General features: G+C 47.3%; 20 protein-coding genes. 15 read left to right on the forward strand and 5 right to left on the reverse strand.

Going from position 1 to position 18,260, the window contains the following annotated elements; all coding sequences use genetic code 11:
• Positions 1-100: 100 nt before the first annotated feature.
• The gene (locus MTR82_RS04210; RefSeq protein WP_246807909.1) at positions 101-952 is read right to left on the reverse strand and encodes a metallophosphoesterase family protein; all 852 of its coding nucleotides are present in this window, start codon (positions 950-952) and stop codon (positions 101-103) included.
• A gap of 155 nt (positions 953-1,107) precedes the next feature.
• Between MTR82_RS04210 and MTR82_RS04215 the strand changes: the two genes are divergently transcribed.
• The 8 genes from MTR82_RS04215 to MTR82_RS04250 all read left to right on the forward strand — a co-directional run bounded on the left by MTR82_RS04215 (position 1,108) and on the right by MTR82_RS04250 (position 8,800).
• A complete protein-coding gene (locus MTR82_RS04215) occupies positions 1,108-1,722 on the forward strand; it encodes a glycerol-3-phosphate responsive antiterminator (RefSeq protein WP_246807910.1) in 615 nt (204 codons plus the stop codon).
• 187 nt (positions 1,723-1,909) lie between these two features.
• A complete protein-coding gene (locus MTR82_RS04220; protein ID WP_246807911.1) occupies positions 1,910-3,208 on the forward strand; it encodes an ABC transporter substrate-binding protein in 1,299 nt (432 codons plus the stop codon).
• Positions 3,209-3,265: 57 nt separating this feature from the next.
• Positions 3,266-4,114 (forward strand): HAD family hydrolase, encoded by an 849-nt coding sequence (locus MTR82_RS04225; RefSeq protein ID WP_246807912.1) that lies wholly within the window; start codon positions 3,266-3,268, stop codon positions 4,112-4,114.
• Complete coding sequence (locus tag MTR82_RS04230) at positions 4,107-5,186, forward strand: ABC transporter ATP-binding protein (protein ID WP_246807913.1); 1,080 nt, start codon at positions 4,107-4,109, stop codon at positions 5,184-5,186. Before MTR82_RS04225 ends, MTR82_RS04230 begins: the two co-directional genes overlap by 8 nt.
• Positions 5,173-6,102 carry a carbohydrate ABC transporter permease gene (locus MTR82_RS04235; protein ID WP_246807914.1) on the forward strand — a complete coding sequence of 310 codons (930 nt, stop codon included), beginning with the start codon at positions 5,173-5,175 and terminating at the stop codon, positions 6,100-6,102. Before MTR82_RS04230 ends, MTR82_RS04235 begins: the two co-directional genes overlap by 14 nt.
• A gap of 14 nt (positions 6,103-6,116) precedes the next feature.
• Positions 6,117-6,941: a carbohydrate ABC transporter permease gene (locus tag MTR82_RS04240; protein ID WP_246807915.1), complete on the forward strand. Its 825-nt coding sequence runs from the start codon at positions 6,117-6,119 to the stop codon at positions 6,939-6,941.
• 15 nt (positions 6,942-6,956) lie between these two features.
• Positions 6,957-7,670: a glycerophosphodiester phosphodiesterase gene (locus MTR82_RS04245; protein ID WP_246807916.1), complete on the forward strand. Its 714-nt coding sequence runs from the start codon at positions 6,957-6,959 to the stop codon at positions 7,668-7,670.
• Positions 7,671-7,696: 26 nt separating this feature from the next.
• Entirely contained in the window at positions 7,697-8,800 is a 1,104-nt protein-coding gene (locus MTR82_RS04250; protein ID WP_246807918.1) for an acyltransferase family protein, read from the forward strand.
• A gap of 101 nt (positions 8,801-8,901) precedes the next feature.
• On the opposite strand, the gene MTR82_RS04255 is transcribed toward MTR82_RS04250, so the two are convergent.
• The gene (locus tag MTR82_RS04255; protein ID WP_246807920.1) at positions 8,902-9,756 is read right to left on the reverse strand and encodes a metallophosphoesterase family protein; all 855 of its coding nucleotides are present in this window, start codon (positions 9,754-9,756) and stop codon (positions 8,902-8,904) included.
• 165 nt (positions 9,757-9,921) lie between these two features.
• On the opposite strand from MTR82_RS04255, the gene MTR82_RS04260 reads away from it, so the two are divergent.
• Genes MTR82_RS04260 through MTR82_RS04270 form a run of 3 tightly spaced genes read left to right on the forward strand, consistent with a single transcriptional unit; the run spans position 9,922 to position 11,783 of the window.
• Entirely contained in the window at positions 9,922-10,692 is a 771-nt protein-coding gene (locus MTR82_RS04260; protein WP_246807921.1) for an isocitrate lyase/PEP mutase family protein, read from the forward strand.
• 15 nt (positions 10,693-10,707) lie between these two features.
• Positions 10,708-11,292, forward strand: a complete 585-nt coding sequence (locus MTR82_RS04265; protein ID WP_246807922.1) for a bifunctional transcriptional activator/DNA repair enzyme AdaA — start codon at positions 10,708-10,710, stop codon at positions 11,290-11,292.
• Positions 11,289-11,783 (forward strand): methylated-DNA--[protein]-cysteine S-methyltransferase, encoded by a 495-nt coding sequence (locus MTR82_RS04270; protein WP_246807923.1) that lies wholly within the window; start codon positions 11,289-11,291, stop codon positions 11,781-11,783. Before MTR82_RS04265 ends, MTR82_RS04270 begins: the two co-directional genes overlap by 4 nt.
• 257 nt (positions 11,784-12,040) lie before the next feature.
• On the opposite strand, the gene MTR82_RS04275 is transcribed toward MTR82_RS04270, so the two are convergent.
• The gene (locus MTR82_RS04275; protein ID WP_246807924.1) at positions 12,041-12,802 is read right to left on the reverse strand and encodes an SDR family oxidoreductase; all 762 of its coding nucleotides are present in this window, start codon (positions 12,800-12,802) and stop codon (positions 12,041-12,043) included.
• A 142-nt stretch (positions 12,803-12,944) separates the two neighbouring features.
• Between MTR82_RS04275 and MTR82_RS04280 the strand changes: the two genes are divergently transcribed.
• Together MTR82_RS04280 and MTR82_RS04285 are read left to right on the forward strand one after the other, a co-directional pair.
• Positions 12,945-13,511 carry a TetR/AcrR family transcriptional regulator gene (locus MTR82_RS04280; RefSeq protein WP_246807925.1) on the forward strand — a complete coding sequence of 189 codons (567 nt, stop codon included), beginning with the start codon at positions 12,945-12,947 and terminating at the stop codon, positions 13,509-13,511.
• A gap of 248 nt (positions 13,512-13,759) precedes the next feature.
• Positions 13,760-13,924, forward strand: a complete 165-nt coding sequence (locus MTR82_RS04285; protein ID WP_110925550.1) for an aspartyl-phosphate phosphatase Spo0E family protein — start codon at positions 13,760-13,762, stop codon at positions 13,922-13,924.
• An 81-nt stretch (positions 13,925-14,005) separates the two neighbouring features.
• On the opposite strand, the gene MTR82_RS04290 is transcribed toward MTR82_RS04285, so the two are convergent.
• Together MTR82_RS04290 and MTR82_RS04295 are read right to left on the reverse strand one after the other, a co-directional pair.
• The gene (locus tag MTR82_RS04290; RefSeq protein WP_246807926.1) at positions 14,006-14,911 is read right to left on the reverse strand and encodes an ABC transporter ATP-binding protein; all 906 of its coding nucleotides are present in this window, start codon (positions 14,909-14,911) and stop codon (positions 14,006-14,008) included.
• On the reverse strand, positions 14,911-15,600 hold the full coding sequence (locus tag MTR82_RS04295) for an ABC transporter permease (RefSeq protein ID WP_246807928.1): 690 nt from the start codon (positions 15,598-15,600) through the stop codon (positions 14,911-14,913). Before MTR82_RS04295 ends, MTR82_RS04290 begins: the two co-directional genes overlap by 1 nt.
• Positions 15,601-15,779: 179 nt before the next feature.
• Here MTR82_RS04295 and MTR82_RS04300 point away from each other — a divergent pair, with 179 nt between their 5' ends.
• The gene (locus MTR82_RS04300; protein ID WP_246808558.1) at positions 15,780-16,493 is read left to right on the forward strand and encodes a response regulator transcription factor; all 714 of its coding nucleotides are present in this window, start codon (positions 15,780-15,782) and stop codon (positions 16,491-16,493) included.
• The gene (locus MTR82_RS04305) at positions 16,480-18,189 is read left to right on the forward strand and encodes a sensor histidine kinase (protein WP_246807929.1); all 1,710 of its coding nucleotides are present in this window, start codon (positions 16,480-16,482) and stop codon (positions 18,187-18,189) included. Before MTR82_RS04300 ends, MTR82_RS04305 begins: the two co-directional genes overlap by 14 nt.
• Positions 18,190-18,260: the final 71 nt, after the last annotated feature.

Raw genomic sequence — 18,260 nt, forward strand, 5'->3', positions numbered from 1 at the left:
TCCCCACCACCTAGCATTTCACTGTTTAGAAGATTTTACCATAAAAAAGGCGAAAAAACAGGCAGACCTGGAAAAAGCCTGTCTGTTTCGATAGGTAAAATCATATTTTTTCAGCTGTTTCTTTCTCCGGCAATAGCACTATGGTATGCCGCACATCTTTTTCCGTACCAAGTTGATGAGGATTAAGCCCGAAATGGCTGATGGCGTTTCCGATATATTGGGCCCGCGTGTAAAGATCCGGATCATACAGATCGACTGAATCGATGGAAATCTGTGAATCCGTCACTTCAATGATCCGCACGGCCTGTTCATCCAATACAGCGGCCAGCTGAACGAAATTCCACTGGCTTCTTTCTGTAATCGAGTTGAAGTGATTATGGCCGTTGACGTAAAGGCCGGAGCCCTGCTTTTTATTCAACAATTCCCATACAGGGATATCGGAAGAAATGCATAACTTGTCTTTCTCAGAATTAGCAGTGGTAGCGTGGACGGGATGATGTGCGAAAACAAGCAACGGTAAATTGCCACTCTTCTCAATCACATTGCCGAGCCAGTCGATTTGTTCGGCATCGAGGGTACCGCCCCAATCTTCGAAGTCCTGCTCTTTCGCCGTGTCAAGAAAGGCCAATACCGCAGATTCCAAAGTGATGGAATGATAACGCTGCTGGCCGGTCAGGGAAAGTACCTTTTCCCGGGTTTGGGCATAGACATCGTGGTTGCCGAGCACATGGATGAACGGTTTGCCGTGCCGATTAATCATGTCGTAAACCTGGACGAGCTCTTCCTTCAAGCCGAAGTTTGTCAAGTCGCCGATGGATACATAGAGGTCTGCGGGAATTGAGAAAAAGCGCTCAAGAAAATTCTCATAGAATATTTTGCGGTCCTCTTCGATAAATTCGTATTCCTCGTCCAAAGCCGGGTAATGCAAGTCGCCGATTACTGCAATCTTCATTTCTCCATCTCCTCTCAATTGCGTACACTCACAGTATTGCAGAATATTGCTAAGCTGCTTTAAAGAACTTGTAAAGATTTGTAAATTTCCGGTTCCTGCGGTTTCTGGAAATTATAATGGGAGGTGTACATAAGATGAAAGGGGATTTGAGGAATATGAAAACCCGATGGGATCATGACGAAATGATTTGCCGCCTAAAGCAGCGTAAGAAAATCGCCGCGGTGAAATGCCCGAAATCGATTGAGAAGGCACTCGCGAGTAAAGAAGAGATTGCCGCTGTGTTTTTATTGATGGGGTCTATTATGAACGTCAAACGCTATGTCGACCTGTTCCAGGAGGAAGGAATTCCCGTTCTGATCCATGCGGAAAAAATTGGCGGACTGCTGCTGAATAATGAAGGGCTCGATTTCATTGCCAACTACGTCAAGCCGTTCGGCATTGTTACAACCAAGCCGGCGCTGATAAAAAAAGCGAAAGAACGGAATCTTTTCGTTGTTCAGCGGGTCTTCATGATTGATTCGGAAGTTTACGGCAATGTGCTTGAGAACAAGCAAAAGCCGACTCCGGATCTGATTGAAATTATGCCGGCCACTCTTTATGGCGTCATTCGCTCCTATTCCGAACTGCTCGATATCCCGATCATTACAGGCGGTCTGCTGTCTGCGCCGGAACATGTGAGAGCTTCACTTGAGGCAGGGGCACTTGCAATCAGCACTTCCAATGAAGCCCTGTGGGCGGAAAATTTTTCTGCTGTCGAAATGTTAAGGTGACTTTTACATTTTTCATACACTGGATTAACAAGCAGGCGTTACAATCAAATTGAAAAGTAGATAGATGACAGGGTGCACTAAGAGAGACCCCAAATGCCTTCGTATAAATGTATGCGAAAAGGTTATTTGGGGTCTCTTTGTTTTGCCTTGAATCTGTTTGCTAAAAAAAGAAATTGGAGGCAGGGAAATGAAAAAACTAAGCTTTTTATTGGTCTTGATGTGTGCATTGCTGGTGCTTGCGGCATGCGGCGGTTCGGAAAGTGACGGAAGCGCGGAAGCGAACTCCGCTGAAGCTTCCGACGGCAAAGTGGAATTGACTTACTGGTACGCTTGGGGCGACAAAATCGGGGAGAACAATGAAAACTTAGTAAAACAATTCAATGAATCCCAGGACAAAATTCATGTAACTGCGGAATTCCAGGGCACTTATGATGAGCTTCATGCGAAGACACAAGCAGCTTTTGCTGCAGGCAATGCACCGGAAGTGACGCAGAACGAAATCGCGTCCATCGGAGTCTTTGCAAAATCAGGCATGACACAGGATTTAACTTCTTTTGTTGAAAACGACGAAGAAATCAATATGGATGACTTTAATCCGGGGTTGATGGGGAATTCATACGTCGATGATAAATTATATGGACTGCCGTATTTGAGAAGTACGCCAATCATGTACATGAATACGACTTTGGCAGAAGAAGCGGGACTTGATCTGAAAGGTCCGAGTACGTGGGAAGAGTTCGAAGAATATGCAGCTGCATTCACAGATGGGAATGGCCGGGTCGGGATGTCCTTGCCGATCGATATCTGGTTCTATGAAGCTTTCATCGCTCAGGCTGGCGGATCAACGATGAATGAAGATGGGACGGAAGTGGCATTCAACAGTAAAGAGGGTGCAGAAGCCTTTGATTTGTTCAGAAACATGTCTAATGAAGGAACGATGAAAGTTTCGGCAGGCACGGAAGCTGGCGAAAAGGCTAGACAGGATTTCGTTAATGGTCATGCCGGCATGCATTTCTCTTCAACTGCAGACTTATCGTACCTTCTGCAGCTGGCTGAAGAAAAAGGATTTGAACTGCAAACGTATTTCATGCCAAGCGGCAAAGAAACGAAAGTGCCGACTGGCGGCGCTAACTTGGTTATGACGAGCGGTTTAGATGAAGAAAAGCAGCAGGCAGCTTGGGAATTCATCAAATTCATGACTGCCACTGAACAAACGGCGTATGCTTCTGAATTCACTGGCTACCTGCCAAGCCGCTTATCGGCTGCGGAATCTGAGAAGATGCAGGCACTTTACGAAGAAAAGCCGCAATTCAAAGTGGCAGTTGATCAGCTTGAAAATGGCGTAGCGCGCCCAATGGCTGAAAATTACCCGGAAGTCGTGAAAATCATGATTGATGAAATGACCCGCGGCATCCTGGATGAAAGCATTCCGACAGAGGAAGTTTTGGATACAGCGGCTGAAAAGGCCAATGCGGTCTTAAAATAATCAAACAAAAAGAAAGCACTTCACCGTGCTTTTTTTTCAAATCAGGAGGGCACCGGCATGAACTGGATGAAAGACATCAAGGCATTGGTATTTGATATGGACGGAACACTTTATCAGGATTATTCCTTTATGGGACGCTATATTTCAAAAATGATGGCGGACCGCTTTCCGGAAGCGGAAATCGATGAAACTGTTGTCTGGGCTTATGATTTGCTGGAAGGCAGAAAGCCGATCAAACTCGGTTTCATGTATGACCCGGTAGAATTGCTTTTTTATAGCCATGAAGGATTGCAGCCGACTGCAGCGTATAATTGGGAAGGAATCGAGACCGAATCTGATTTGGATGAGAGCATCCCGCTGGCGTATCTCGGCGATCCGTGGGGAATTGCTCAATTGATCGCTATCAAAAAAGGGATTTTACCTGCCATAAGAGAACAAGCTTTCACTGACGTTAGGTTAGAGATGCTCGAGAAAGCGTATTGCATCAGCAAAAGGACGGACCTTTTCGATGAAATCAGTAAATTGGAAGGAAGGCGGCTCATATTAATGACCAACTCGCCATTGCCGACTGCCCAGGAATTTGTGGATTTTATGGAGCTCAACGAGGTATTTGATGAATTTCATTTCGACGGCAATAAGCCGCATGGCATTAAAGCGCTTTTCGAAGGACTGGTGGAGGAAGGATACGAGCCGCATGAAATCCTGTCTGTCGGCGACCATCCGTGGAACGATTTGTACCCGGTGCACCAAGCGGGCGGACAAACTTGCCTAATCAGTGAATACAAGCATGACGATGCGACAGAGTGGACGGTTTCCGTTGAGACAATCGATGAATTAGTCCAATTGGTGAAAAGGATGAATGGACAATCGGCAATGGCCAATAGAAAGGAAGAAACGTATGGCTGAAATTAGACTGGACAATATCTCAAAGACCTTTAACGGAGACCAGGTCGTCAAAAACATTTCCCTGACGATCAAGGATGGCTCGTTTACAGTGCTAGTCGGCCCTTCCGGCTGTGGGAAATCCACCATTTTGCGGATGCTCGCGGGCTTTGAGCAACAGACCGAAGGCGATATCTGGATTGATGGAAAGCGGGTCAATGATCTCGCTCCCAGCAAGCGTGACATCGCGATGGTGTTTCAGAACTATGCCCTTTATCCGACCATGACTGTTAAAGGGAATATCGAGTTTGGACTAGCCAACCGGAAAGTGCCGAAAAAGGAACGGAATCTGTTGATTGCGGAAATCGCAGAAATAGTCGGCTTGTCCGATCATTTGGACAAAAAACCCGATAAGCTGTCGGGAGGCCAGCGCCAGCGGGTAGCCCTTGCACGTGCCATGGTCAAGAAGCCAAAAGTCTTCATCCTGGATGAACCGCTATCTAACCTGGATGCCAAGCTCCGCACGCAGATGCGCACGGAATTGATTCAGCTGCACGAAAAATTAGGGACGACTTTCGTCTATGTTACCCATGACCAAGTTGAAGCGATGTCGATGGGCGATGAAATCATTATCTTAAACAAAGGAGTCGTTCAGCAAAAAGCAGCACCGATTGATGTGTATCAGAGTCCGGGTAATCTATTCGCGGCGGAATTCATCGGCCAGCCGCCAATGAACGTTTTCAAAAAAGAAGAATTTCACGAACTTCAAGATGCCCTGCCGGAAGCTGCGGCATATATCGGGTTTCGGCCGGAGCATGCGGGCCTTGCTTTGGAATCCGCTCATGTGCCGCATACCATCGAACTGGAAAGTGAGATTTTGACACTCGAAACGCTAGGGGCGGAAACGGTCTATAAAGTGAAAAACCGTGTCGGTACGATGAACATCCGTAGCTTTACGGCCCCCGTATCCAAGCGAGGCAAGTGCTTTGCCACGATTCCGATGGAAAAGCTGTATGCTTTCGGAGCCGATCAGACAGCATTGCCTGCATTGGATTTCCCGTTCCAAAAGGAGGCGGCATTGAATGGCGTTCGCTAAAGTCCAGCTTGATATGGAAGAAAAGAAAGCGGAGCGGCAAGGTTTCCTTTCCTGGGTGAAACTGCGTCCCTATGCGATGATTTTTCCGGCAATCTTCATTTTTTGTTTGTTTTTCATCTATCCTATCGGCTATATGATCTATTTAAGTTTTCATGACTGGAATTTTGTCAGTCCGGTCAAGGACTTTGTCGGAACTTCCAATTTCAGCTATTTGCTGAGCGACCGGGATTTCAGGGAAGTCATTTCCAACTCATTCATCTATACGTTTTTCACTGTGTTTTTGACGATCAGCTTATCCTTGCTTTTAGCTCTTTGGCTGAACCGAGGCGGTACTGTCTACTCATTCATGCAGGCATCGATCTTCAGCCCGCATATTATTTCACTGGTATCGGTTTCCATGCTGTGGATGTGGATCATGGATGCCGATTACGGCTTGTTGAATTGGTTCCTTAACCTGATTGGCATGGAATCGGTCATGTGGCTGACAAGTCCCGAATATGCGCTCACTTCCTTGATCCTTGTGGCGGTATGGAAAGGAATCGGTTTCAATACCCTCGTTTTTATCGCTGGTTTGCAGAGCATTCCAAAAGACTTGTATGAAGCGGCGGAATTGGATCACACGCCGCCGTGGAGAAGGTTCTTGAAGATCACCGTGCCGATGCTGTCGCCAACTTTGTTTTTCCTGACAATCATTGGTGTCATCAACTCGTTCCAAGTGTTCGAGACCATTAACCTGATGACAGCGGGTGGACCGATCAACTCGACAAACACCTTTGTTTATTACATCTATCAATACGGGTTCCAGTTCTTTAAAATCGGCTACGCTTCAGCTGCCGGCGTGATTTTGCTGGTCATCCTAAGTGTGCTGACCGTCGTCTATTTCAAAGTGTTGAGCAAGCGAGTACATTACCGATAAGTGAGGGGAAACAGATGAATTCATCACCCATTTTCAAAATTGCCAACGGAATCGGATTGGTTCTGTTGTTCATCATTTTCGCCGTTCCATTCGTGTGGATGGCGAGCACCGCTTTTAAATCGCTGGGGGAGACCATGACGTTTCCGCCAGTCTGGATTCCAGAAACTTTGCAATGGCAGAACTTTGTAGAAGCATGGAATTCGGGTCCATTCCTTAAATACTTTGTGAATAGCGTCGTTGTGACGCTGCTGATTCTGATTCTGCAATTTGCCACCATCATTCCAGCAGCTTATGCGTTTGCGCGCTATGAATTTCCGCTGAAGAATTTTTTCTTCGCTTTGACCATGATCTGTTTGATGATTCCGAGCCAGCTGATCTTTTTGCCGGTTTACCTGAATCTCAGTTCATGGGGCATCCTCGACACAATTTGGGGACTGATCCTGCCGTTTGCGACCAGTGCGTTCGGAATTTTCCTGCTGCGCCAGTCGTTTATGCAAGTGCCGGAGGAATTGCTCGAAGCGGCGCGCCTGGATGATGCTTCAGAATGGCAGATCATCCGCAAAATCATGCTGCCGCTTGCCAAACCTGTTTTGATCACGCTCGCGCTATTCAGTTTCATCGCGCACTGGAATGATTATTTCTGGCCGCTTGTCATGACGACAACGGATCAAGCACGAACACTGCCGCTTGGCATCGCCATGCTGCGGCAAGTGGAAGGCGGAGCGGCCTGGAACGTGGTGATGGCCGGGAATCTATTGCTGGTGCTGCCGATTCTGGTCATTTTCTTCTTTGCACAAAAGCATATTATTCGGGCTTTCGTTTACACGGGTGTGAAATAAGGAGGAGGTATTTGCATGGGACAACTTATTGCTCATAGGGGCTGGTCAGGGAAAGCGCCGGAAAACACATTGGCTGCCATCGAATTGGCGCTTGAGGAACCGAAAATCACCAGCATTGAAATTGATGTTCATCAGTCAAAAGACGGAATTCCGGTCGTCATCCACGATCACCGGGTGGACCGGACGACAGACGGCTCCGGTTATGTGATGGATTTGACTCTAGCTGAGTTGAAGAAACTCGATGCCGGAAGCTGGTTCGATCCGGCTTTTACAGGTGAACAGATTCCAACGCTTGAAGAAGTGCTTGAACTGGTTGGAGGCAAGAAGAATTTGCTGATTGAATTGAAACAGATGGCTGGCCTTTACGAGGGGCTGGAAGCGAATGTGCTGACGCTTATCCAAAATTTCAATACAGAAGCGCAGTGCAGCCTGATTTCATTTGACCATAAAAGCTTAAAGACCTGTCTGGCATTTAATCCGGAAGTTAAACGGACTCTGGTGATGCTCGGTTCGCCGCTTTTGCTGGTCGATCAAGTGAATGAAATCGGAGCTTCCGCGGTATCGATGCACCACCAGTATGTTGATGAGGAAATGATCAGCAGCTTGAAAAACAACGGCACAGATCTTGTCGTCTGGACAGTGGACCAAAAAGCGGAAGCGGATAGAGTCCTCCGTTTCGATCAGGGCATCGCGTTGACAACCAATCATCCAGAGCGGTTGTGGGTATAGAAATTTTCAGGATGAAAGGGTCTGCCATGAAGAAATCAATTCACCTTAGTTTGGAAAAGCTAAAATCCGAAAAACCGGCAGAAAAAGGGAGGGACCCTTATTTCGACAATGCCCGCTTCCTTTTAGTCGCGCTGGTGGTGCTTGGGCATCTGCTGAGTCCGGTACGGGAAAGCAGCGAAGCGCTATATTTTGCAAATAACTTTTTGGCTTCATTCCGCATGCCTGCACTGATTCTGATAACCGGCTATTTCACGAAGCATGTGTGGAAGGACAAAGAGCGGTTCGTCAAGCGTCTCGTGCTCGGCATTCTGCTTCCTTATTTGGTATTTCAAAGTTTTTACTTGTGGATGCTTGGGCTGGTTCAGACATTTCCGGAACTCGCAGCGAATCTTTTTGCACCGAGTTTCGGGATGTGGTTTTTGCTGAGCCTGCTTTTCTGGAATTTATTGCTGCTGCCGTTTTCCAAATTGAAGCATCCGATTTTGGTGTCGGCTGTTATCGCGCTTGCCATCGGCTGGGTGGATGGAGCTGGAGAATTCCTGAGCCTGTCCCGGACATTCGTTTTCTTGCCGCTGTTTCTTATGGGCCATTACGCGAAAAAAGAACAGCTGGATTGGTTCAAGACGCAAAAAGCGAAAGTTGTGTCGCTTTTCAGTGCAGCTGCAAGCCTCCTCCTGCTTTCTGCTTTTTCATTGGATCAAGCGAGGGACGCACTGTTAGCCAGGCACCCTTATGTCCAAGTAGCAGATTCCATGTTGGAAGGCACGTGGCTGAGGCTGGTTTTCTACCTCATTATGCTTTTGGGCATCATCGCTTTTCTGCCATGGGTGCCTCGGCAGAAATGGTCATTTACATATCTGGGCAGAAGGACGGCCTACGTCTATGTCCTTCATCTATTCTTCATCAATCTCTTCACGCTTCTGGAACTTTTCCCGGAGGAATTGGGCTGGTCGTTCTATCTCGGGTTGCCGGTTGTATGGTTCGCCATTGTCATGTTCGTCAGCTCAACACCGGTCATTTTTCTCGCCAAGCCAATTGTGGAAGGGAAAATTTCCGTTCCGGTATTGCGGGAATGGATTTTTGGAATGAAGTCATTGGGGCATTCGGGAAATTTAGCAGATAAGAAATAACAAGGACGGGTTTTCAGAACTCGTCCTTGTTCATTTTCAGCTCAAGTAAAAATCCCCTCATCCGAATAGGATGAGGGGATTGAAGGCTATCTGCTGTTTTGTTAGACTCTTTGTGCCTTCCGCACCGGCAGCGGAATCACATGCTTCACGTCGCTGTCCGGACCGAGAAGCTGACGGTTTAAAGAGAAATGTGGAATGGCGTGGCCAATTACTTGTGCGCATTTCTGCAATTCCGGATCGTACAGGTCAATCGTCTCGATGCTGATTTCTGTATCGGACAGTTCAATGATGCGCGCCGTCTGTTCATCAAGCACGGCTGCCAGCTGCACGAAATTCCATTGCTCGCGCACGGCGATGGAGTTGCAATGGTTATGGCCGTTCATGTAGAGGCCAGGCCCCTGTTTTTTATTCAGCACATCCCATACCGGAGTACGGGGGTGGATGCAGCGGAATTCTTGATCCGATTGGATCGTGGTGTCATAGACCGGATGGTGCCCGAAGACGATGAGTGGGCGGCTGCCGCTTTGTTCGACGACGCCTTTCAGCCAGTAAAGCTGGGCAGGGTCGAGCGCGCCGCCGCAGTCGCGGTAATCCTGCTCTTTTGCCGTATCGAGAAAAGCGAGCACCGCCTGGTCGGTTGAAATGTCGCGGTAGCGTTTCTGCTGGGTGATTGTCAGCACTTCATGGCGGGTTTGCCCGTAGAGATCGTGATTGCCAAGGACTTGAACAAACGGCTTTTGGTGCTGATCGATGATCGCATAGATTTCCTCGAGTTCCTCTTTCAAACCGTAATTCGTCAAATCGCCGATGGATACGTACAGGTCTGCCGGAATCGAGAAAAAACGTTCCATAAAATTTGCGTAGAACTTTTTCCGGTCCTCCTTTATGAACGCGTATTCCTCTGCAAGTGCCGGATAGTGCAAGTCGCCGATTACTGCAATTTTCATCGTCTTCATCGTCTCCTCTCTATCATTCCTCTCAAGTATCGCAAACCAATGCGAAGACTGCTTTAAGCCCGTGTTAAGATTTGTAAAGCTTCGGACCATAAGTGCAAGAATGAGGACGAACCCGTGTGAACCGCTTGGTAGAATAAAACCAGGAAAACAAAGGGGGAAGCAGCAATGAACAAAATCAACGTGTTTCATGAATTGCATCAAGAAGGTGAGCTTTTATTTCTCGGAAATGCATGGAATGCCGCTTCGGCAAGAGCTTTGGAAGCAGCAGGATTTCAGGCAATCGGCACGACAAGCTGGGGAATTGCCGATTCCTTCAGATTGCCGGATGGTGAAAAGATGAAGTTTGATGAGCAGTTGAAAATCATTCGGGAAATCGTCGGAAGTGTGGCGATACCTGTGACTGCGGATATCGAATCAGGATATTCGGAAGAGACGGAGATTATTGTTCGGCATGTGCTGCAAGTCGCAAAAACCGGAGCGGCTGGCATTAATATCGAAGATTCGATGAAAAATAGAAGTGGCCTGCGGGATTTAGCGGAACATGCAGAATGCTTGAGGGCCATTCGTTTTGCGCTGGATGCTGCGGGGTATGAAAATTTCTTCATCAATGCGCGATGCGATGTCTATCTTCAGGAAAATCCGTCGCTTGAAGAGGCGCTGAAACGAGCGAAAACCTATGAACAAGCAGGCGCAAGCGGGATTTTCATGCCGGGATTGACGGAAGAAAATGCTATCCGCAAATTAGCGGCTGCACTCGCAGTGCCGCTGAATTTATTGTCGCTGCCAGGGCTGAGCGATGCGGAAAAATTGAAGAGTTGGGGAGTTCGCCGCTTCAGTATCGGCAATGCGCTTTCGGATAAAATTTTCGCTATAATGAGAGAAGAAGCAAGGCGGATGGTGGATACAGGGGATGCGTCCAGTTTATATGACAGGTAAAGGAGGGCTTCGCGCATGAAAAAAACGCATTTTTCATTTGAAGAGATGTGGGAGAAAATCATGGCCTGCGACCGAAGCTATGACGGCTTATTCTATACAGCGGTTAAGACGACCGGCATCTACTGCCGCCCGTCCTGCCGTTCCCGGAAACCGAAAAAAATCAATGTCGAATTTTATTCGTCGCAGCAAGAAGCGATAAACCATGGCTACCGCGCCTGCAAAAGATGCCAGCCGGACGCAGGGCTTTCCCCGAATACGGAAGTCGTACGGGAAGTCGCCTTATTTCTCGCGGCTCATTACAGAAAGCCTTTGCGGCTAGCGGAAATTGCCGATCATGCAGGCCTCACGCCGTCTTATCTGGACCGGCTTTTCAAACAAGAGACCGGTGACACGCCGCTCGCCTATTTGAAAAAGATCCGCGTCGACAAAGCGGCGCATCTCATAGAATACAGCGACTTGTCCAATCTGGACATTTGCTACGAAGCGGGATTCCAAAGCCCGTCCAATTTCTATAAAGCATTTAAAACGATCAAACAATTATCTCCCGGCGACTACCGCAAAAACGGCGTGCTAGCCGGGACAAGGAGGGTTTTATCATGAGTGAATTGCATCTGCTCGATCTGCCGTCGCCGGTCGGCATCATTGAAATTGCCGGAGACGCGGAAAGCATCCATTCAATCCTATTCACAGACCGAAATGAGCCGCAGCATCTGTTGAATGCAGGGACTCCGGAGCCGCTCAAGCAATGTGCGCAGCAGCTTGAAGAGTATTTCAAAGGCGAGCGCACGGATTTCGATTTGCCGCTGTATTCCATCGGGACGCCTTTTCAGCAGGAAGTCTGGCAGGCATTGATGGAAGTCGACTACGCGAAGACTGCATCCTATAAGGATATTGCGGTTGCGATTGGCCGCGGCAAAGCGGTTCGGGCAGTGGGAAGCGCCAACAGCAAGAACAAACTGACCATCGTCGTGCCGTGCCACCGCGTCATCGGCTCGAACGGCACACTGACCGGCTATGCCGGCACTCTCGAACGGAAAGAATGGCTACTTGCCCATGAACGTGCCGTGAACGAACAGTCAAAACTAATTTAATAGGCTGAAATTCGCCGCGTTTGCGGCTTTTTTTATTGTCTGGAAAGTAAATTGGGGAGAAAGGGGAGTATTTGAACTCTCAAGGAAAGTATGGGAAGCGCAAAGGAAAGTATTTTCATCTTCAAGGAAAGTAAAGCCAAAAGCTGTCTGTGAAAATAAAATAAAAGAAAAAATTTCCAGAGAAAATGGGATAAAAACAAGCAAACCCCCGGTTCGATTAAGAACCGGGGGCTTGCAAAGTGACTTCGCTTTTCTGCTTAAAACGCTGCAGTCCAGCCGCCGTCTGCCGTTACTACTGTGCCGTTGACGAAGCTTGATTCGTCAGAAGCCAGGAAGAGGGCAACCTGTGCAATTTCTTCGGGTTGGCCAACGCTTGGAATCGCTGCCTGTGCCAGTTGAGCACGGCCCATGCCGAATTCGTTGATGTTCTTCATCGAAGCGCTGATGTTCGTTGAAACAGCTCCTGGGGCAATCGCGTTGCAGCGGATGCCTTCTTTTGCGTACATAAAGCCGGTGTTTTTTGTCATGCCGACGACTGCGTGTTTGGAAGCGCCGTAAGTCGCCCCAGCATGTGCGCCGTTCAAACCGCCAGTCGATGCGATATTGATGATATTGCCTTTCTTTTTCTCCAGGAAAATCGGAATCGCTTTACGCATAGCGCGCATGACGCCTTTTGTATTGATGTCGAAAATCAGGTCCCAACGCTCATCGGTGATGTCAGCAACCGGCTCAAACCCGTCCATGATGCCGGCATTGTTGACCAATACATCCAATGTGCCGTAATCGTTGACTGCTGCATCGATCATGCTTTCCACGTCTTCTTGCTTCGCCACGTTCGCTTTGACCGCTTTCGCTGTGCCGCCTTTTGCCGTAATGACTTCGACCACTGCTTCTGCACCTTCCAAGTTCAAATCGGCGACGATGACTTTCGCGCCTTCAGCTGCGTATAATTCCGCAATCGATTTTCCCATGCCGGATGCCGCGCCTGTCACTACTGCTACTTTGCCTTCTAATTTCATCAATAAAACCTCCTGTTTTTTAATGAACAACTGTATGATAAAATTATAATCCAGTAAAGGAATCGCTTACAATAAGCAAAAAATCAGGAACTGTCCAGTAACGAACATAAATCAAAAAACTGTCCGATAAGAGGTGAAAATAATGAAGCAGCTGGATTTGCGCATCATCAAAACGAAAGAATCCTTAAAAGAAGCCTTGATGCTTTTATTGAAGGAAAAGGCTTTGAATTCCATTTCAGTGACGGAAATCTGTCGATTGGCAAAAGTGAACCGCGGCACTTTTTATACGCATTACGGCCAAGTGGAAAATCTTTTTGAGGAGTATTTCAAAGAGATCATGCAGAATCTAAAGGATTCCTACCTGGAACCTTATAAATACGCCTGGACCATCCATACACAAGAATTGAATCCGGCGACGATCCGGATTTTCCATCATATCGAAAAATACGAGGAATTTTACCGGATTGTTTTTTCCAAAACAGCTCCATTGAACTATTATTATTTGCTGTTCGACCATCTGCAGCAATTGCTGGACGAAGATATGCGCCTTCACGGCAACGATAAAATCGATACGGGCATGCTGAGCGCTTACCAGGCCAATGCTATCCTTGGTTTAGTGATTGAATGGCATCGCCAGGATTTCAAACAAACTGCCGAAGAGATGAATAAACTATTGGTGGAATTATTAAAATATATAACTCGTCCTTAAGGGAAACAGGACTTTCGATTTTTAATTTAATATTCTAAAAAGAGTAAATAAGACGATTGAACCATTCGGTAATTTATGTAATGATTGCATTAAGGGGAAATCTTTTCCTTTTTTAGGAGGGAATTGATAGCCTTGCAAAAAAGGTCTATAATTGATGTAGAAGCCACGGGCAACGGCATCAGAAGCAAGCAAAAAACTTGGATTCCCGCACGGGCACTCAGCCCGCCAAAGAAGGAGGAGGTTCGGTGATGACGGACTTTGAAGAAAAGCAAGCATTGATGATCCATTCCGGATTAACAAAAGGTTTGACGCATCCTGAAACCATCCGCATTTCACAAGAGCTGGATGACTTGCTTAATGAATTGATGAAAAAATCTTCGAATGTGGAAAGACCCAATGAAAACAAGAACTAGAAAGCTCCATTAAAAAATAGAACCATAAACCGCGGGGAAAAGGCCGATGCCTTTCGCCGCGGTTTTTCTTTTATTTACATTCTACTCCGCAAGGAACATTTCCTCTAATGAGGGCTCATTGACTTCCACCCGGAAAATATCGACTTGGCAGCGGGTGAAGGCCCGAATGATTTCTGCAATTTTCTTTTCGCTGCCGACGGTAATGGATGTGAAGCCCGTTTCTCTCCGCAGTTCAGAACCCGTTGTCTCAAGCCATGCATAGAGATTCTGGGATTCACTTGCCGGAACTGCGGCGTGCTTCAGTTCAACTGTAATGGCGGAACGGTAATAAGAGCGAAGCTCATCCATCGTGCCGCTTTTGACAATGCTGCCGTCTTTCATGATGGCAATCGTCGTACAGATTTTTTCGACTTCGTCTAAATTATGGGAAGTCATGAAAATGGTTTTGCCGCGTTCTTTCAGCGAGCTGATCAATCGGTGGATGTGCAAGGCCGATTCCGCATCGAGGCCGGAAGTCGGTTCATCGAGAAAAATCAAATTCGGATCGTGAATGATGGCTTGGGCAATGCCCAGTTTTTTCTTCATCCCGAACGAGAATTTGCCGACTTTTTTATTGCCGGCATTCTCTAGGCCGACTTGTTTCAGGACCTGCTGGCATTCGGTAGTGGAAACCGGTTTTCCGGATAAAGAAGACAGGAACTTCAAATGCTTTATGGCATTCATCGAGTTGAACAAGGTGGAGTAATCCGGCATGACGCCGATATGCTTTTTCATTCGTTCGTCTGGGCCTTCCACTCCAAGAATCGTAAAGCTTCCGCTCGTCGGGCGGGTGATGCCGGTCAGCATATTAATGAATGTGGATTTGCCTGCCCCGTTGCGCCCAAGAAAGCCGAAGATTTCCCCTTCTTCGACGGTGAGGTTGATGCCCTTCACTACAGGAGTAGAGCCGTATGTTTTTTTCAATAACTTTGTTTCAATCGCTTTCATCAAAATTCCCTCCTGTTAAATATTAGTGCAGCCGCTGCGAGCAGAAGCCCGGCGAGCCCGAAAATGATCAGAAACTGATACGTGTCTTCCATTAAATAATAATAGGGGCTTGCAAATTTGAGCCAAGAAACCCACGGGTTGTCCGTAAAGACCAGCCAAGCGCCGAGCGCCGGGAACAATAAGCCGATGAGGATGCCGAGAAACATTGTTGCCGACGGTTTCGGAATGGCAACAGACAGCAAAATCGTCAAAGCAATCTGGAACGTGAGTAAAGCCATGACTTGAGAGAAGATGAAGAAATCGAACTTTAAGGCAAAAATGGCAATGACTAAAAATGAAATGACGAGGCAAGTGAACCAGAACAGCCAAGCACCGGCGAATTTGCCAAGCAGAATTTGCAGGCGGGAAGTCCGGGTGACGAGAAAACGCATCGTGCGTTCATGGCTTTCTTTGTTGATGCTGTCATGCGACAGGCCCATCACAAATAATTGGCCGAAGATGAACAGCAGAATCAGCAGTCCAACGGTATGGATATCGGCCATTTCCTTTTCGGTAAGGGCGATGCCGGATGCTAATAATCCGGAGAATTTCGCTGAATAATAGGATGTGAGGAGCAGGATGGCGATGATGATAATGGATTTGACGCTTTTGAACATGCTGATGAATTCTCTTTTTCCAATGGCGATCATGATGATTTCCCTCCAAAGTTCTTTTGGGCGCACGGCCCGTTTGTTTGTATCTGTCTTTATTATAAAACCGGTTCCTTAAGCTGAAAGAACCGTTGCCTTAATTTTTCCTTAATTCTCCTTATTTGAATCGCTGGAATGATATGATAACTGGAGGAAACAAGATGGAAGGGAATGTCTCGATGAAAGACCCACAATTATTGATTGTAGAAGATGAACAAGCAATTTTACATATGTTGATGACTATTTTAAAAAGGGAAGATTTCCGGCACATCGATACTGCCGGTACAGCGGAAGAAGCGCTGGAAATGTGCAAAGCGCAATCCTACGACCTGATTTTGCTGGATGTGATGCTGCCGGGACGGAGCGGACTCGAAATTTGTCCGCTCATACGAGAGATTTCAGACGCTTCCATTTTCTTTTTGACCGCCCGTTCAACCGATCTCGATAAATTGACCGGATTTGCGATGGGGGCGGATGATTACATTACGAAGCCCTTCAACCCGCTGGAAGTGGCAGCCCGCATTAAAGCACATCTTAGAAGGCGGCTGGGCAATGCGCCAAAGCATGAACCGGTGCTTTTTGAATATGGTGCACTTTCAGTCAACCCGAACGCAGGTGAAGTGAAAGTCGACGGAAATTCCGTTGATTTGCCTGCTCAAGTATATCAATTGCTGCTGTTTTTCTGTAAGCATCCCAACCAATTATTCAGCAAAAGCCAGCTTTATGAAAATGTATGGGGCGAAGAATTTTTCGGCGAAGACAATACCGTCATGGTCCATATCCGTAAATTGCGCGAAAAAATTGAAGCCGATCCAAGCAGCCCGGCGCTTATTGTAACGGTTCGGGGGCTCGGCTATAAATTTGTTCCGGGAGACAGCCATGAATTTGCATAAGCGGTTTATGGTGCAGTTTTTTATCCAGCTCTTCCTGCTGTCATTCGTTTTTCTGCTATTGATGCTGACGCTTTGGGGAGCCATCGGCTATTTCGTCACTGAAGATGAGGCGGCCCGGGATTTAGCAGATGCAGATAGCAGTTATTTTATGAATCAATTCGAATTCGATGAAAATGGTGCTTCGATTAAAAAAGGTTTGAAAAAAACGGCGGAAGCTCAAGACGGCTGGCTGATTCTATTGAATAGGGACGGACGAGTCCTGGATTCATTCAATGACGATGGCAATCTTCCTGAACAGCTTGCGGTCGAAGAAGTGGCATCATGGATGTGGGACGATTCAGCCGAGGGGCAGTACACTTATTGGGAATTGGAGAATACAGAACGAGGCTCCCTGTTTTTGCTTTACGGCAAAGAGAATCTTGCTGCCAAATGGCTCGCTTCAGCTGAGCCGGCGATTGACTGGGAAAAAGGCGAATTGAATTTAGCAGCGGATTTGAAAACGCAGCTGAAGGAAAAAACGGCTTGGGTGCTGCTGATCGGCAAAGATGGCATCGTACTGGATAGCTATGGCGATGTGCGAGAACAGGAAAGCTACACCATCAAAAAAATTGGCGAATTGGCCGCAGACACCCGGTCGGCAGCCATCAAAACAGATCCTGCAACTGGAAAATCGGTGATTGCAGGGGCTGTGGCACCACCATCCGATGCGCTGGAAACCATACTGAAAACACGGAATTTCTACATCGTTATTGTCGTCTTGCTGATTTTGCTAATCGGCGGCACCCTCTGGTATGCACGGAAATTCGGCGTTCCGCTTCTCGTCATGATGCAATGGATTAAAAATCTCGGGGACGGACGCTACGAACAACCCGTCAACCAAAAAAACGAATCTTTAATCACTAAGCGCAATGGCAAAGTAAAAAAGAAGTATCGGCTTTATAAAGACCTTGTGGCCACGCTTGAGCAATTGACAGCTAAGCTGAAATTGCACCAGCATCAGCAGAAGCAGTTGGAACGGACGCGGGAAGACTGGATCAGTGGATTATCGCATGATTTGAAAACGCCCCTGTCGTCGATTTCAGGCTACGCGCAAATGCTGGAATCACCTGATTATGAATGGTCTGCACAGGAAATCCGGGAATTTGCAGCCATCATGAACGATAAATCCACCTACATGATGGATTTATTGGAAGAATTAACGCTGACTTTCCGCTTGAAAAACCAGGCCTTGCCGCTTTCAAAGGAGACAGTGAACCTCAATGAGTTCGTCCGCCGAATTGTCATCCAGTTCATCAACGATCCGGCAAATGGAAATTGGAAGTTCTCCTTTCATGCAGCATCTGACAGTGTAGAGGCTGCCGTCGATCCAAAATGGTTTCAGCGCATTATCGAGAACCTGATTGTCAATGCGATGAAATACAATCCGGCGGGAACGGAAATCAAACTTTCCATTTCGGCGATTGAACAGCATCTAGCAGTGATTATTATCGAAGACGACGGCGTGGGCATGAAAGCGGAAGTCCTGGATAAATTGTTTGACCGCTATTACCGCGGCACGAATACTGAGGATTCCAGCACTGGCACTGGCCTTGGGCTCGCTATCACAAAACAGCTGGTCCAGCTGCATGGCGGTTCCATCCAAGTGGCGAGCACGATTGAAAAAGGCACTTCTGTCCGCGTCATTGTACCGGTTTGAAAGGATAGACGGCCAGACGATAAGAGTAGAAACTGATTTTAAGTGGTCCAGTGATCACTTGTAAGTGCGTT

The sequence above is a fragment of the Planococcus ruber genome (assembly GCF_022819085.1).
Lineage (GTDB): Bacteria > Bacillota > Bacilli > Bacillales_A > Planococcaceae > Planococcus > Planococcus ruber.